This is a genomic window from Streptacidiphilus melanogenes (genome assembly GCF_000787835.1).
In the GTDB taxonomy this organism is placed as follows: Bacteria; Actinomycetota; Actinomycetes; order Streptomycetales; family Streptomycetaceae; genus Streptacidiphilus; species Streptacidiphilus melanogenes.
The window spans coordinates 130652-144820 of sequence record NZ_BBPP01000001.1; the positions used below are offsets into that span (position 1 = coordinate 130652).

Sequence of the window (14169 nt, forward strand, 5' to 3'; positions counted from 1 at the left end):
CTCGTGCCCGGGGCCGTCCTGACGTCACACGTCCGCTGCCGTCACGCGTCCGCGGGGCGCAGCTTCAGGGAGATGGAGTTGATGCAGTACCGCTGGTCGGTCGGGGTGCCGTAGCCCTCGCCCTCGAAGACATGGCCCAGGTGCGAGCCGCACTTCGCGCAGCGCACCTCGACCCGGCGCATCCCGTGGGTGTCGTCCTGGATGTACTCGACCCGGTCCTCGGCCAGCGGCGCGAAGTAGCTGGGCCAGCCGCAGTGCGAGTCGAACTTCGTCTCCGAGCTGAACAGCTCGTTGCCGCAGGCGCGGCAGGAGTAGACGCCCACCGTCTTGGTGTCGGTGTACTCACCCACGAAGGGACGCTCCGTGCCGGCCTCGCGCAGCACCGCGTACTCGGCGGGCGTCAGCTCGTCGCGCCACTCCGCGTCGGTCTTCTCGATCTCGTAGCCCATGGTCGCGCTCCTTCGGTCAGCCGAGGGTGTCCAGGCGGGAGAGGATCTCCGGACCGAGGAAGGTGACGTCCCCGGCGCCCATGGTCAGAACGAGATCGCCCGGCTTCGCGATTCCCGCGACGAGGTCCGGAACCGCCGCGAGCGAGTGGGCGCCCTCCACGTCAGCGCCCTTCGCGCGGGCCGCCTCGATGACGATCTCGCTGGTGATGCCCGGGATCGGGTCCTCGCGCGCCGGGTAGATGTCCAGCACCACGACCTGGTCGGCCAGCGACAGCGCCTCGCCCATCTCCAGGCCCAGCTCGCGGGTGCGGCTGAACAGGTGCGGCTGGAAGACCACCACGACCCGGCCCTCGCCCGCGGCCTCCCGGATCGCCTGGAGGTCGGCGGCGATCTCGGTCGGGTGGTGCGCGTAGGAGTCGATCACCTGCACGCCGGCCGACTCGCCCTTGAGCTGGAGGCGGCGGCGCACGCCCTGGTAGGTGCTGAGCGCCGGGGCCAGCTCAGCGGCCGGGACGCCGAGCTTGACGCCCGCCGCGAGTGCCGCGACGGCGTTGTGCGCGTAGTGACGGCCCGGGACGTTGACCGTGAAGGTCAGCTCCTCGCCCGTCGGCAGCAGGACGGTGACCTCGCTGGTCATACCGCGCGGGGTGATCCCCAGGATCCGGAGGTCCGCGCGCTCGCCCTCCCCGACCTTCACGATGTCGAACTGCCGCCCCGACACCCGCGCGGCCAGCTCGGCCGCGCCCGCGTGGTCGGTGTCGACCACCAGCGCACCGCCCGGCGTGATCCGGTCGCAGAAGGCCTCGAAGGACTCGTAGATCTCGTCCATGGAGGCGTAGTTGGCGTGGTGGTCCAGCTCCACGTTGAGCACGATGGCGACCTCGGGCGTGTACTTCTGGAAGCTGCGGTCGCTCTCGTCCGCCTCGGCGACGAAGATCTCGCCGGTGCCGTGGTGGGCGTTGCTGCCGGGCTCGTTGAGGTCGCCGCCGATCGCGAAGGACGGGTCCAGCCCGAGCGCGGTGAGGCTGACCGCCAGCATGCTCGTCGTGGTGGTCTTGCCGTGGGTGCCCGCGACGGCCAGCGCCCGGCGGCCCTCCATCAGTGCGGCCAGCGCGTCGGAGCGGTGCACGATCGGCAGGCCGCGCCGGCGGGCTTCGGCGATCTCCGGGTTGTCCTCGCGGATCGCACTGGAGACGACGACGGCGCTGGCGCCGGCCGGCACGTTCTCGGCGGCGTGGCCGACGTGCACCTCCGCCCCGAGCTGGCGCAGGGCCAGCACCACGGTCGACTCCTTGGCGTCGCTGCCGGAGACCTGCGCCCCGCGCAGCGCGAGGATCTTGGCGAGCCCGGACATGCCGGCGCCCCCGATGCCGATGAAGTGCGGGGCGCCCAGGGGCGCGGACGAGGCGGTCATGGTGTCGGGCTCCGGTGGGTCGCATCGACGACGGGCGGTCGCCCTCGATTCTGCCGCATCCAAGGATGGACACGATGCAGGCGCAGGACCGTGCACCTAAGGGGGCGCGGGGAACTGCGCGACAGGCCGGCCGCCGCGGTCAGATCCCGAGCGGACAGGGCCGTCCTCCTCGGTCGGGCAGCTCGCACGGCCCCGCGCCCCTCGACAGCGCCACCGCGCCCGGGAGCGACCGTGCCTAGTCCTGCTGGGAGAAGAGCTGGAGCACCGGCACACCGACCTTGTGCCGAGCCTGCGAGGCCCAGTCCCGGTGGAAGAGGCCCTCGACCCAGTGCGGAGCGGCCAGCACGATCACCTCGTCCGCCGAGACCTCCTTGACCAGGTCCTGCAGACCCTCCAGCGGGTTGTGGTCCACCACGGCGCCCTCCGCGCCGGCCGCGCCGGCGTGCCGCAGCGCGCGCAGCGTGTGCTCGAGCGCCGCGTCGGCGGCGCCCAGCGCCGCCTGTCCGTGTGGCTCCTCCCGTTCCTTCGTTGCCTGGTCCAGGTAGCCGAACGCCACGTCGTCGATCGCGCGCAGCAACTCGTCCTGCTTGCCGCGCGGCTGCATCACCACGTGGAAGAAGACGTTCTCGTCGGCATGGAGCGTGGTGACGAGCTCGACGTCGGCTTCCGACAGCGCCTTCTCGATCAACAGAACGGTAGTGAACACGTGAGTCCTTCTTCCCTCGTCAGCCGGAGAAACTGTCGTCCAACCGCCACGGCGTGCTGCTCTGCGCTGCCCCTGCATCCTCTCGCAATATCCGGAGGCAATCCCTCCGTTATTGCGCAATCTTCACGCTACGGGCGTAGCGAGCGAAGAGGAAACCTTTCTCCTCCAGCAGTCCGACCAGTTCCATGCGCTGGGCGATCGACTTCGAACCGTGCGCGATCCGGGGTGCGTCACCGGCCGCGAGCAGGGGTGCGAGGGTCAGACAGAGTTCGTCGAGACGGTCCGCCTCGGCCAGCTGACCCAGGAGCCGGGGCCCGCCCTCCGTCAGCTGCCGCGTCCAGCCGCGCTCCGCGAGCGCCGCGACGGCCCGGCCGACGTCGACCTGCTCCTCGCCGGCGACGACGACGTCCGCGACCCGCCGCGTCGCGGCCAGCGCGTCGGCCGGGGCGGCCTCCGCCGTCACCACCACGGTCGGCACCTTCGGCGAGGTGAACAGCGGCAGCGTGAGATCGAGGTCCAGGCTCCGGCTGACCACCGCGATCACGGGGGCGGGCCCCTGGCCGCGGGCCGCGCGCTCCGAGGCGAACTCGGCGCGGGCCATGGCCGGGCGGTAGCCCTCGGCCCGGACCGTCTGCGCCCCGACCAGGACGACGTCCGCGAGCGCCCGCAGCACGCCGAAGATCCGCTTGTCGGCGGGGGAGGAGAGGCCGTCCGACAGACCGTCCAGACGGGCGGCCCCGTCCACGCTGGCGACCATGTTCGCCCGCAGCCACGGCCGGTCGGCGTCGCCCACCCCGGCGGGATAGGCATACGCGTCGGCCAGCGCCTCGAGGCTCCACAGGTCCTCGTCGGCACCGGCCGGTGCGGTCTCGTTCTGGCCCGGTCTGGAGGTGAGGTCCGTCACATCCGGGGCGTACGGAAGCAGTCTGCGCACATGGGGCAGTCTTCCACGCCCCCGCGGAACGTACCCTTGGGACTCGTGTCGCCTGCCCCTCACATAGCCCTGGCCGAGCGTCGGCCCGTCGTCGCCACGGAGCGGCTGATCGCGGAGATGATCCCGCCGCCCCGCTTCGAGCAGGCGCGCTTCAGCACCTACATACCGGACCAGCAGCAGCCCAGCCAGGCCGAGGCCGTTCGGGTGCTCGAGTCCTTCGCAGCAGGCCTCACCCCGCGCGACGGCGCCCCCAAGCCCGCGAAGAAGCGCTGGTTCGGCCGCCCCGCGCAGCCCGCGGCGCCCGCCGGCCCGGGCGGGGTCTACCTCGACGGCGGCTACGGCGTCGGCAAGACCCACCTGCTCGCCTCCCTGTGGCACGCCACCCCCGGCCCCAAGGCCTTCGGCACCTTCGTCGAGCTGACCAACCTCGTCGGCGCGCTGGGCTTCCAGCAGGCCGTGCAGGCGCTCTCCGGGCACACGCTCCTCTGCATCGACGAGTTCGAACTCGACGACCCGGGTGACACCGTCCTCGTCTCCACCCTGCTGACCCGCCTCGCCGAGGCCGGCGTCAAGCTCGCGGCCACCTCCAACACCCTGCCCGGCAAGCTCGGCGAGGGCCGGTTCGCCGCCTCCGACTTCATGCGCGAGATCCAGGGCCTGGCCTCCCGCTTCCGCAGCCTGCGCATCGACGGCCAGGACTACCGCCACCGCGGCCTCCCCGAGGCCCCGCCGCCGTACAGCGACGCCCAGGTCACGGACCTGGCGACGGCCTACGGCGACGGCGCGTCCCTGGACGACTTCGACCGGCTGCTCGCGCACCTCTCCGAGGTCCACCCCTCCCGCTACGGTGCGCTCCTCGACGGCGTCGACGCCGTCTTCCTGCGCGGTGTCACGGCCGTCCCGGACCAGAGCACCGCCCTGCGCCTGGTCGTCCTCGCGGACCGCATGTACGACCGCGAACTGCCGGTCGTCGCCTCCGGCGTCGCGTTCGACTCCATATTCAGCGAGGAGATGCTGAACGGCGGGTACAAGAAGAAGTACTTCCGCGCCATCTCCCGCCTGGTCGCGCTCGCGCGCGACAGCAGGCAGATAGCCGCCGCGCGTTGATCCACCCGCTGCTGGGCACGCGCTTCAGCCCGACCAAGTTCGACCCCGCGGGCAGGGTCGACGACCAGGCGCTGGAGCTGCTGCTCGAGGCGGCGCGGTGGGCGCCCTCCGCGGGGAACTCGCAGCCGTGGGGCTTCCTGGCGGCGCGCCCGGGGGAGCCCGCCCACGACCAGGTGGCCCCGCACCTCGCGCGCAGCTCCGCCCGCTGGGCGCTGGACGCCGGGCTGCTGGTGGTGACGCTCACCCGGCGCTGGGTCGACGAGCCGGGGATCGCGTACTCGGAGTTCGCCGACTACGACCTCGGGCAGGCCGTCGCCCACCTCACCGTCCAGGCGCAGGCGCTGGACCTCGCCGTGCACCAGTTCCGGGCGTTCGACCTGGACGGGCTCACCGCCGAGCTGCGGCCCGGCCCCGGCTGGGAGATCGTCTCGATGCTCGCCGTCGGCCGCGCGGCCGACGGGCCGTCCCTCGCACGGGAGCGCCGCAGCGTGGCCGACCTGACCACCGCGCCGTTCCTGCCCTGATCCGCCAGACCGTGGCCACCCAGACCGTGGCCACCTAGACCGTGGCCACCGCCATGATGTGCGCGCTCGACGCGATCAACGCCGGGTCCTGTTCGGCCGCGCGTGCCGCGCGCAGGGCCGCCGTGACCAGGTCCTCGCGGTCCTCGACCAGCTCGGAGGCGAGCAGCGGCCAGAGCGGCCCCTCGATGCCGTAGACCCGGGGGTCGCCGAGGCCCGCGTCGCGGTACTCGGACCGCAGCTCCGCGACGGTGTGGAAGTAGGCGACCGTGAAGCCGGTCTCAGGGTCGTTCACTCCGCTCTCGGCCAGCTCGGCGGCGAGGTTCTCCGCCGCCTCGTCGGTCGTCAGCCGACCCAGCGCGGAGAGGTGCAGCAGCGGTGAGTGGCGTGAGATCACGGCCGACAGCACCACGCCCCCGGGGCGCACCACGCGCCGCGCCTCGCGCAGCGCCGCGATCCGGTCCGAGCGCTCCGGCAGGTGGTAGAGCGGGCCGAGCAGGAGCGCCGCGTCGCAGGAGGCGTCCGCCTGCTCCAGGCTCCGGGCGTCGCCGTCCGCGACGGTGAAGCCGCCGTGGCGCGCGGCCTGGGATCGGTGCAGCGGGACCGGGTCGAGCAGCGTGACCTCGTGACCTCGCGCGGCCAGCTCCGCCGCGTAGACCCCCGGGCCGCCGCCGATGTCGAGCACCCGGGCGGGGGTGGGTGGCAGATGGCGGGCCAGCAGCTCCAGGGTGCGCAGCCGTTCCACGCGGCCGCGGGCGTTGCGTTGGAGGCGCATCGACTCGTCGTAGGCGTCGGTGTAGAACTCGATGATCTCTGATTGGACGCTCATGACGGGATGCTGCCAGTGCCGCCGAGGGGGCCGCCTCCCAATTTCGCGGCCGTTTGTCAGTGGCGGGTCGTACGGTTGGTGGCGTGAGACCCATCACCGAGCTTCAGCGGTCCGTGGCGCCCTTCGAGGTCGTCAGTCCCTACCAGCCCAACGGCGACCAGCCCACCGCCATCGCGGAGCTGGAGCGCCGGATCCGCGCGGGCGAGAAGGACGTGGTCCTGCTCGGCGCGACGGGCACCGGCAAGTCCGCCACCACGGCGTGGATGATCGAGAAGCTGCAGCGCCCCACCCTCGTCATGGCGCCGAACAAGACGCTCGCCGCCCAGCTGGCGAACGAGTTCCGCGAGCTGCTGCCGAACAACGCGGTCGAGTACTTCGTCTCGTACTACGACTACTACCAGCCCGAGGCGTACATCGCGCAGACGGACACCTACATCGAGAAGGACTCCTCGATCAACGAGGAGGTCGAGCGGCTGCGCCACTCGGCCACCAACTCGCTGCTCACCCGGCGCGACGTCGTCGTGGTCGCCTCCGTCTCCTGCATCTACGGCCTGGGTACGCCGCAGGAGTACGCGGACCGGATGGTCCAGCTCAAGGTCGGCGACGAGATCGACCGGGACGCGCTGCTGCGCAGGTTCGTCGAGATCCAGTACAACCGCAACGATGTCGCTTTCACGCGCGGCACCTTCCGCGTCCGGGGCGACACGATCGAGATCTTCCCGGTCTACGAGGAGCTCGCGATCCGCATCGAGATGTTCGGCGACGAGATCGAGGCGCTGAGCACCCTGCACCCGCTCACCGGTGAGGTGATCAGCGAGGACGAGACGGTCCACGTCTTCCCGGCCTCCCACTACGTCGCGGGTCCGGAGCGGATGGAGCGGGCCATCTCCGGGATCGAGGCGGAGCTGGAGGAGACCCTGGCCAAGCTGGAGAAGCAGGGCAAGCTGCTGGAGGCCCAGCGGCTGCGCATGCGCACGACGTACGACATCGAGATGATGCGTCAGATCGGCACCTGCTCCGGCATCGAGAACTACTCCCGTCACATCGACGGCCGCACCGCCGGCAGCGCGCCCAACACCCTGATGGACTTCTTCCCTGAGGACTTCCTCCTGGTCATCGACGAGTCGCACGTCACCGTGCCGCAGATCGGCGCGATGTACGAGGGCGACGCCTCGCGCAAGCGGTCGCTGGTCGAGCACGGCTTCCGGCTGCCCTCGGCGATGGACAACCGTCCGCTGAAGTGGGAGGAGTTCGTCGAGCGCATCGGTCAGACGGTCTACCTCTCCGCCACGCCGGGCGAGTACGAGCTCTCCCGGAGCGACGGCCACGTCGAGCAGATCATCCGCCCGACGGGTCTGATCGACCCGGAGATCGTGGTCAAGCCGACCGAGGGCCAGATCGACGACCTGGTCCACGAGATCCGGCTGCGCACGGAGAAGGACGAGCGCGTCCTGGTCACCACGCTGACCAAGAAGATGGCCGAGGACCTGACGGACTACCTCCTGGAGCTCGGCATCCGGGTCCGCTACCTGCACAGCGACGTCGACACGCTGCGCCGCGTCGAGCTGCTGCGTCAGCTGCGCGTCGGCGACTACGACGTGCTGATCGGCATCAACCTGCTCCGTGAGGGCCTCGACCTGCCCGAGGTCTCGCTCGTCGCGATCCTGGACGCGGACAAGGAGGGCTTCCTGCGCTCGCCCCGGTCGCTGATCCAGACGATCGGCCGTGCCGCGCGCAACGTCTCCGGCCAGGTCCACATGTACGCGGACCGGATCACCCCGGCCATGGAGCACGCGATCTCGGAGACCAACCGTCGTCGCGAGATCCAGCAGGCGTACAACACCGAGCACGGCATCGACCCGCAGCCGCTGCGCAAGAAGATCGGCGACATCCTGGACACCCTCACCCGCGAGGACATGGACACCGCCGAGCTGCTCAGCACGGGCTACCGGGGGAGTGGGGGCGGCGGTCGCGGTCAGAAGGCCGCGGTTCCGGTGCTGGGCCTCAAGGCGGACGTCAAGGAGGCGAAGAGCCTCCCGGCCGCCGAGCTCGCGGAACTGATCGGCGAACTGACGGAACGTATGCACGCGGCGGCGGCCGAGCTGCAGTTCGAGGTGGCCGCCCGGCTCCGCGACGAGGTGAACGAACTCAAGAAGGAGTTGCGCCAGATGCGGGAAGCCGGAATCGCCTGAGTGACGGACGCCCGTTTACTCCACCCCAAGCTCCGACGGAGCGCCTATGGTGCTCGATAGAAGCTGCATGGAACGGACACAGGTCCACGGGCGTCCGACAAAGGGGAGGGCCGAGCCATGTCGGTGAGTCTGAGCACGGGCCAGAGCATCCGCCTCGACCACGCGGACGGGGAGGGCGGCCCGCCCGCGATCCGGCTCGACCTCGACTGGCAGGGTGCTCCGCGCCGGGGCATGTTCGGTTCGCGCCGGCGCGAGGTTGACCTCGACGCGTCCGCGGTGCTCTTCGCCGGCAGGGTCCTGGCGGACGTGGTCTTCTTCCAGCACCTGGTCAGCAACGACGGCTCGGTGCGGCACACCGGCGAGAGCGAGTCGATCACGGTGGACCTGGCCAGGGTCCCCGACCGGATCACGCAGATCGTCTTCACGGTGAACTCCTACAGCGGCCAGAGCTTCGCCGAGGTCCAGCACTTCAACTGCCGCCTGGTGGAGCAGAGCACCGGGGCCGAGTTCGCCCGCTTCACGCTGAGCGGCGGCGGCGAGCACCGCGGCCAGGTGCTGGCCAAGGTCGGCCGGGACGAGGGGGGCGCGTGGGAGCTCACCGCGATTGGCGTGCCCAGCCAGGGGCAGACCTTCCGGGAGATGCTGCCCGTGATCGAGAACCACCTGTGAGCACGCCCATGTCGACGTCACGTCAGGACCCGTCCTCCACTTCCGACACCCCCTCCACCTCCGGTACTCCGACCGCCGCCGCCACACCGTTCATTCCGTCCCCCGCCTCTGCGCCCGACGCCGCCACCGCCGCCGTCCCGCCCCGGGCGGCCTCCTGGGGCACGCCCTTCTGGTCAGAGGAGTTCAGCGGCCCGATCGCCTGGGGCCGACGCTGGGTGGGCGACACCACCTCGGCGTACCAGTACGGCAACCACAACCCCAACGACAACAAGCTCGACTGGCTGGATCCGAACGAGGTGTCCGTGGCGAACGGCGTCGCCACCTTCACCGCGCAGCCCAGCTCGCACCTCCTGCGGAACCGCAGGCACGCCTGGACCACCGGTCTGCTCACCACCGAGGGCTCGCAGGAGGGCTTCCAGGTCCAGGCCGGCGACCACATCGAGACCCGGGTGAAGCTGCCGACCGGTCTGGGCGCCTGGCCGGCGCTGTGGACCTGGAAGGACGGCAACGGCGAGATCGACTCCTTCGAGTACCACCCGGACAACCCGAACCTGCTGGAGCTGACCAACCACGTCAACGGAGGCGGCACCTACTACACCGACGCGAACGCGATCACGCCGGGCGCCTGGGTCACCGTCGGCACCACGTACGGCGCGGACTCGGTCGACTGGTACGTGGGCGGCGTCAAGGTCTACTCGGACGACACCGGTGTCGGCGAGGACTGGTCCGCCTACCTGATCCTCAACCTGTCCGTCTGCGCCGGCCGGTACCACCCGGCGCCGAGCGGCAGCGCCCCGATCACCTTCGCGGTCGACTACCTGCGCGTCTACCGCTGACACCGTCCTCCCCGCAGCTCGTCGGCCCCTGTTTGTTAGGCTGGTGGAGCCAGCGGAGGGGAGTACTCCCTGAAACGGCGTTCCCGTCATCACGACGGTCCACGGACCGTCCGGGTTCGTCGGCCCGGCTCGTGAGAGCGGGTGGAGGAGACCTCCGGCAGACAAGCGTGTCTTCTGCCGGAGGAGTAACCGTCCATGGACGTTTCCCTGACCATGTGGGTCGCCACCGTCGTGGTGCTCGTGGTGCTGATCGCCGTCGACTTCTTCGTCGGCGGGCGCAAGCCGCACGAGGTTTCGCTGCGCGAGGCGGGCATCTGGTCCGCGATATGGATCGGCCTCGCCGGGCTCTTCGCGGGCTTCCTGTGGTGGCACTCCGGCTCGGCGCCGGCCGGGCAGTTCCTGGCCGGCTGGGTCACCGAGAAGTCGCTCAGCGTCGACAACCTCTTCGTCTTCGTGCTCATCATGGCGAAGTTCGCGGTCCCGCGCGTCCTCCAGCAGCGGGTGCTGCTGATCGGCGTGCTGATAGCCCTGGTGCTGCGCGCGGTCTTCATCGCCGCCGGGGCAGCCGTCATCGCCTCCTTCTCGTGGATCTTCTTCCTCTTCGGCGCCTTCCTGATCTGGACCGCCTGGAAGCTGATCAAGGAGGCCAGGGGCGGGGACAAGGACGAGGAGTACGAGGAGAACAAGCTGCTCCGCTCCGTCGAGCGGCGCTTTCCGACCACGGACGGCTACCGCGGCACCCGGCTCACCGTCGTCGAGGGCGGGCGGCGGCTGGTCACCCCGATGCTGCTGGTGATCCTGGCGATCGGCACCACGGACGTGCTCTTCGCGATGGACTCGATCCCCGCGATCTTCGGGCTGACGCAGGACGCCTATATCGTCTTCACCGCCAACGCCTTCGCGCTGATGGGCCTGCGCCAGCTCTACTTCCTCGTCGGCGGACTGCTGGACCGCCTGGTGCACCTCTCCTACGGCCTGTCGGTGATCCTCGGCTTCATCGGCGTGAAGCTCCTGCTGCACGCCCTCCACGAGGCGGGCGTCCACGGCGCGCCGGAGATCGGCACCCCGCTCTCGCTCGCCGTCGTGGTCGGCGTGCTGGCGGTCACCACCGCCACCTCGCTGCTCTCCTCCCGTCGAACGGCGCGGGCAACCCGTGCCACCTCCGGGGACGAGGCGCAGGAGCTCTCAGACGCGAGGCAGCGTTAGCTGTTGCTCCAGCTCGGCGGCCGGGACGATCCCGGCGACACGCGGCGGATCCGCCGGCTCCAGCAGTCGGCTGGCCTGCCCGTCGACGCCGACGGGGATGTCTCCGTCGAGGGTGATCCGGCGGACCAGCCGCGGCTCGTCGCCGTAGTCGTTGACGGCGTAGTGCTGCGTGGCGCGGTTGTCCCAGATCGCGACGTCGCCGACCTCCCAGCGCCAGCGGACGGTGTGTTCGGGCTTCTCGACGAAGCGCTGGAACAGGGCGATCAGCTCCCGGCTGTCGTCGCTGGAGAAGCCGACCAGGCTCTGGGTGAAGGCGCCGAGCAGGATCGTCTTCTCGCCGGTCACCGGGTGGACCCGCACCACCGGGTGCTCGGTCTTGAACGCCGTCGCGACGAACACCTGCCGGAACAGCTCCGCCACCTCGCGGTTCTCCGCGAGCTCCGGGCGCAGCCCGAGCCGGGCGGCGTAGTCGAAGTCGTTGGTGTGGACGGCGCGCAGGTGTTCGGCGAAGACCTTGAGCGCGGGCGGCAGCGACCTGTAGGCGGCGGCGGTGTTGGCCCAGACCGTCTCGCCGCCGTAGGGCGGCAGCTCGACCGCCCGCAGGATCGACGCGGCCGGGTAGGCGGGGACGAAGGTGACGTCCGTGTGCCAGTTGTTGGCCCGCACGCCCTTGGTCGCGTCGAGCTCGAAAACGTACCGCCCGTCGGCGGCGGGCACGGTCGGGTGGCCGACCGGCTGTCCGAGCAGCCGCGCGAAGTCCTCGTGGCTCACGTCGTCCAGGTGCTGCTGGTTCTTGAAGAAGATCACCTTGTGGGTGTGGAGCGCGGCCCGGATCGCTTCGACGGTCGGGCCGGACAGCTCGCCACCGAGCCTGACGCCGTGCACGAGGGCACCGATGCGACCGCCGAGTCGGGTGATCTGCACGGGATTTGGTGCCGTGGCCATGGCCTTCGTCCTTCCAACGAGAACGTGTTTCAGGACATCGTGGACCTGTCCTGTTGCAGAGTCATGGCCCGTGCATGAAGGATCATCCGACGGCTTCGGCCAGGATGGGGGCATGAGCGAGAAGGAAGAGGCCCCGAGAGCTGCCGCAGCCCGCCGGACCGGCCGCCGGCCGGGAGGGGCGGACACCCGCGGCGCGGTGCTGGAGGCGGCTCGCGCGGAGTTCGGCGCGCGTGGCTACGACAAGGCGAGCATGCGCGGCATCGCGCGGGTGGCCGGGGTGGACGCGGCCCTGCTGCACCACTACTTCGGCACCAAGGAACGGTTGTTCCTCGCTGCGCTCGACTTCCCGATCGAGCCTGCCGCCGTCGTCCCGCTGATCACCTCCGGCGATCCGGAGCAGATGGGCGAGCGGCTCGTGCGCTTCCTGCTCACGATCTGGGGCCAGCCGGAGATCCTCGACCGGCTGTTGGCCGTGCTGCGGACCGCCGTCGGCAGCGAGGAGATCGCCGCGCTGCTGCGGGACTTCATGGTCCGGGAGCTGGTGACCCGCCTGGCGGCCGAGCTGGACCTCGAACACCCGGAGCTCCGCGCCGAGTTGGTGCTCTCCCAGATCCTCGGGCTGGCCGTGGCCCGCTACGTGATCCGCGCGGAGCCGATCGCCTCCGCGACGGAGGAGGAGCTCGTCCCCCTGCTGGCCCCCACGTTCCAGAGGTATCTGGCCGGGCCGGTGGGTTGACGGCGGTCCTCCGGCACGCAAAACTCAACACATGATGAATTCAGCTCCCGCCGTCGACGTGCGCGCCCTGTGCGTCGTGCGGGGCGGCAGACCCGTACTTCAGGGGATCGACCTGACCGTCGCGCGGGGCTCGGTCACCGGGCTGCTCGGGCCGAGCGGGTGCGGCAAGACGACGCTGCTGCGCAGCATCGTCGGCGTGCAGCGGATCGAGAGCGGGGAGGTGCGGGTGCTCGGGCTGCCGGCCGGGGCGCCCACCCTGCGCGATCGGGTGGGGTACGTGACCCAGGCGCCGTCCGTCTACACCGACCTCTCCGTCCTGGCCAACCTGCGCTACTTCGCCGAGGTGCTCGGTGCTCCCCGCACCGACCCCGACCGCGTGCTCGACGAGGTCGGGCTGGGCGAGCACGGGAAGGACCTGGTCGGACGCCTCTCCGGAGGACAGCGGGCACGGGTCTCCCTCGCGGCGGCGCTCCTCGGCACGCCCGAGCTGCTCGTGCTCGACGAGCCGACCGTCGGGCTCGACCCGGTGCTGCGGCAGGAGCTGTGGCGGCTGTTCCACCGGCTCGCCGCGGGCGGCGCGACGCTGCTGGTCTCCAGCCACGTCATGGACGAGGCCGCCCGCTGCACCGCACTGCTGCTCATGCGCGAGGGGCGGCTGCTCGCCCACGACACCCCGCGGGCCCTGCTCGACGCGACGGGCGCCGAGGACATCGAGGGCGCGTTCCTGTCGCTCGTCGCCGATGCCGCCCCCGCCACCTCGGAGCGTGCGCGATGAACATCCGCCGGACCCTCGCCACGGCCCACCGGGTGCTGCTCCAGCTGCGCAGCGACCCGCGGACCGTCGCCATGCTGCTGCTGGTCCCGTGCCTGCTGATCGTGCTGCTCAGGTACGCCTTCGACGGCCGGCAGGAGGTCTTCGACAGCCTCGGCGCGCCGCTGCTCGGGATCTTCCCGATGATCGTGATGTTCCTGGTGACGGCCGTGGCCACGCTCCGCGAGCGCACCACGGGGACGCTGGAGCGGCTGCTGACGATGCCGCTGGGCAGGCTGGACCTGCTGCTCGGCTATGCGCTCGCCTTCGGGCTGGTCGCACTGGTGCAGGGGCTGCTGGCCTTCGGGCTGACGGTCGGGCTGCTGGGGCTCGACATCGCGGGGCCGAGCTGGGCGCTGCTCGCCGTCGCCGTCGCCGACGGGCTGTTGGGGATGGCGCTCGGTCTCTTCGTCTCGGCCTTCGCCGCCACCGAGTTCCAGGCCGTCCAGTTCATGCCGGCCTTCCTGCTGCCGCAGCTGCTGCTCTGCGGTCTGTTCACGCCGCGGGACACGATGGCCGACTGGCTGCACGCGATCTCGGACGTGCTGCCGCTCAGCTACGCCGTCGACGCGATGAACCGGCTGACCTCCGAGACCGGCTTCGGCGGGGCGGTGGCGGCGGACCTGGCCGTCGTGCTGGGCTGCACCCTGCTCGCGCTGGGCCTGGGGGCGGTGACCCTGCGGCGCCGGACCGCGTGACGGGACGGCTCGGGTCGGACTGGCAGGGGCGCCCCTGGGGGCCTAAGGTCCGAAGGGACGAAAGGGGCGAGACGTGAAGATCCTCGAGATGATCGCATTCTCGATCGTCGTCATGG

Annotated in this window: 15 protein-coding genes; 9 read left to right on the top strand and 6 right to left on the bottom strand. The window is 71.0% G+C overall.

Going from position 1 to position 14169, the window contains the following annotated elements; all coding sequences use genetic code 11:
• Positions 1–41: 41 nt before the first annotated feature.
• From msrB to TR49_RS00585, 4 genes are all read right to left on the bottom strand, one after another.
• A complete protein-coding gene (gene msrB / locus TR49_RS00570; RefSeq protein ID WP_042375944.1) occupies positions 42–449 on the bottom strand; it encodes a peptide-methionine (R)-S-oxide reductase MsrB in 408 nt (135 codons plus the stop codon).
• Between the two features lie 16 nt (positions 450–465).
• Positions 466–1863 (bottom strand): UDP-N-acetylmuramate--L-alanine ligase, encoded by a 1398-nt coding sequence (gene murC / locus TR49_RS00575; protein ID WP_042375945.1) that lies wholly within the window; start codon positions 1861–1863, stop codon positions 466–468.
• Between the two features lie 235 nt (positions 1864–2098).
• Positions 2099–2569 carry a hypothetical protein gene (locus TR49_RS00580; protein WP_042375947.1) on the bottom strand — a complete coding sequence of 157 codons (471 nt, stop codon included), beginning with the start codon at positions 2567–2569 and terminating at the stop codon, positions 2099–2101.
• A gap of 109 nt (positions 2570–2678) precedes the next feature.
• A complete protein-coding gene (locus TR49_RS00585) occupies positions 2679–3503 on the bottom strand; it encodes a pyrimidine reductase family protein (protein ID WP_042375948.1) in 825 nt (274 codons plus the stop codon).
• On the opposite strand from TR49_RS00585, the gene zapE reads away from it, so the two are divergent.
• Positions 3504–4610, top strand: a complete 1107-nt coding sequence (zapE, locus tag TR49_RS00590; RefSeq protein WP_042375950.1) for a cell division protein ZapE — start codon at positions 3504–3506, stop codon at positions 4608–4610.
• Positions 4607–5134 carry a nitroreductase family protein gene (locus TR49_RS00595; protein ID WP_042375952.1) on the top strand — a complete coding sequence of 176 codons (528 nt, stop codon included), beginning with the start codon at positions 4607–4609 and terminating at the stop codon, positions 5132–5134. Before zapE ends, TR49_RS00595 begins: the two co-directional genes overlap by 4 nt.
• A 34-nt stretch (positions 5135–5168) precedes the next feature.
• Here TR49_RS00595 and TR49_RS00600 read toward each other — a convergent pair whose 3' ends face one another.
• Positions 5169–5960 (bottom strand): class I SAM-dependent methyltransferase, encoded by a 792-nt coding sequence (locus TR49_RS00600; protein WP_042375953.1) that lies wholly within the window; start codon positions 5958–5960, stop codon positions 5169–5171.
• 83 nt (positions 5961–6043) lie between these two features.
• On the opposite strand from TR49_RS00600, the gene uvrB reads away from it, so the two are divergent.
• The 4 genes from uvrB (at position 6044) to TR49_RS00620 (ending at position 10863) form a co-directional block, all read left to right on the top strand.
• Positions 6044–8152: an excinuclease ABC subunit UvrB gene (uvrB, locus tag TR49_RS00605; protein ID WP_042375954.1), complete on the top strand. Its 2109-nt coding sequence runs from the start codon at positions 6044–6046 to the stop codon at positions 8150–8152.
• 117 nt (positions 8153–8269) lie between these two features.
• Complete coding sequence (locus TR49_RS00610; RefSeq protein WP_042375955.1) at positions 8270–8821, top strand: TerD family protein; 552 nt, start codon at positions 8270–8272, stop codon at positions 8819–8821.
• Between the two features lie 8 nt (positions 8822–8829).
• Positions 8830–9657, top strand: a complete 828-nt coding sequence (locus tag TR49_RS00615) for a glycoside hydrolase family 16 protein (RefSeq protein WP_084724424.1) — start codon at positions 8830–8832, stop codon at positions 9655–9657.
• Positions 9658–9852: 195 nt separating this feature from the next.
• Complete coding sequence (locus tag TR49_RS00620; RefSeq protein ID WP_042375957.1) at positions 9853–10863, top strand: TerC family protein; 1011 nt, start codon at positions 9853–9855, stop codon at positions 10861–10863.
• Here TR49_RS00620 and TR49_RS00625 read toward each other — a convergent pair.
• Entirely contained in the window at positions 10843–11808 is a 966-nt protein-coding gene (locus TR49_RS00625) for a TauD/TfdA dioxygenase family protein (RefSeq protein WP_042375959.1), read from the bottom strand. The two genes, TR49_RS00620 and TR49_RS00625, sit on opposite strands and share 21 nt — an antisense overlap.
• A 112-nt stretch (positions 11809–11920) precedes the next feature.
• On the opposite strand from TR49_RS00625, the gene TR49_RS00630 reads away from it, so the two are divergent.
• Genes TR49_RS00630 through TR49_RS00640 form a run of 3 tightly spaced genes read left to right on the top strand, consistent with a single transcriptional unit; the run spans position 11921 to position 14053 of the window.
• On the top strand, positions 11921–12544 hold the full coding sequence (locus tag TR49_RS00630) for a TetR/AcrR family transcriptional regulator (RefSeq protein WP_042375961.1): 624 nt from the start codon (positions 11921–11923) through the stop codon (positions 12542–12544).
• 31 nt (positions 12545–12575) lie between these two features.
• Positions 12576–13319 carry an ABC transporter ATP-binding protein gene (locus tag TR49_RS00635; protein ID WP_042375962.1) on the top strand — a complete coding sequence of 248 codons (744 nt, stop codon included), beginning with the start codon at positions 12576–12578 and terminating at the stop codon, positions 13317–13319.
• Positions 13316–14053, top strand: coding sequence for an ABC transporter permease (locus tag TR49_RS00640; protein ID WP_042375964.1), 738 nt, complete (start codon positions 13316–13318; stop codon positions 14051–14053). Before TR49_RS00635 ends, TR49_RS00640 begins: the two co-directional genes overlap by 4 nt.
• Positions 14054–14169 lie beyond the last annotated feature (116 nt).

Bases quoted from the DNA above. Each gene is read 5' to 3' on its own strand.
- msrB (WP_042375944.1), bottom strand. From the start codon at position 449: ATGGGCTACGAGATCGAGAAGACCGACGCGGAGTGGCGCGACGAGCTG.
- murC (WP_042375945.1), bottom strand. From the start codon at position 1,863: ATGACCGCCTCGTCCGCGCCCCTGGGCGCCCCGCACTTCATCGGCATC.
- zapE (WP_042375950.1), top strand. From the start codon at position 3,504: ATGGGGCAGTCTTCCACGCCCCCGCGGAACGTACCCTTGGGACTCGTG.
- TR49_RS00600 (WP_042375953.1), bottom strand. From the start codon at position 5,960: ATGAGCGTCCAATCAGAGATCATCGAGTTCTACACCGACGCCTACGAC.
- TR49_RS00610 (WP_042375955.1), top strand. From the start codon at position 8,270: ATGTCGGTGAGTCTGAGCACGGGCCAGAGCATCCGCCTCGACCACGCG.
- TR49_RS00615 (WP_084724424.1), top strand. From the start codon at position 8,830: ATGTCGACGTCACGTCAGGACCCGTCCTCCACTTCCGACACCCCCTCC.
- TR49_RS00620 (WP_042375957.1), top strand. From the start codon at position 9,853: ATGGACGTTTCCCTGACCATGTGGGTCGCCACCGTCGTGGTGCTCGTG.
- TR49_RS00625 (WP_042375959.1), bottom strand. From the start codon at position 11,808: ATGGCCACGGCACCAAATCCCGTGCAGATCACCCGACTCGGCGGTCGC.
- TR49_RS00630 (WP_042375961.1), top strand. From the start codon at position 11,921: ATGAGCGAGAAGGAAGAGGCCCCGAGAGCTGCCGCAGCCCGCCGGACC.
- TR49_RS00635 (WP_042375962.1), top strand. From the start codon at position 12,576: ATGATGAATTCAGCTCCCGCCGTCGACGTGCGCGCCCTGTGCGTCGTG.
- TR49_RS00640 (WP_042375964.1), top strand. From the start codon at position 13,316: ATGAACATCCGCCGGACCCTCGCCACGGCCCACCGGGTGCTGCTCCAG.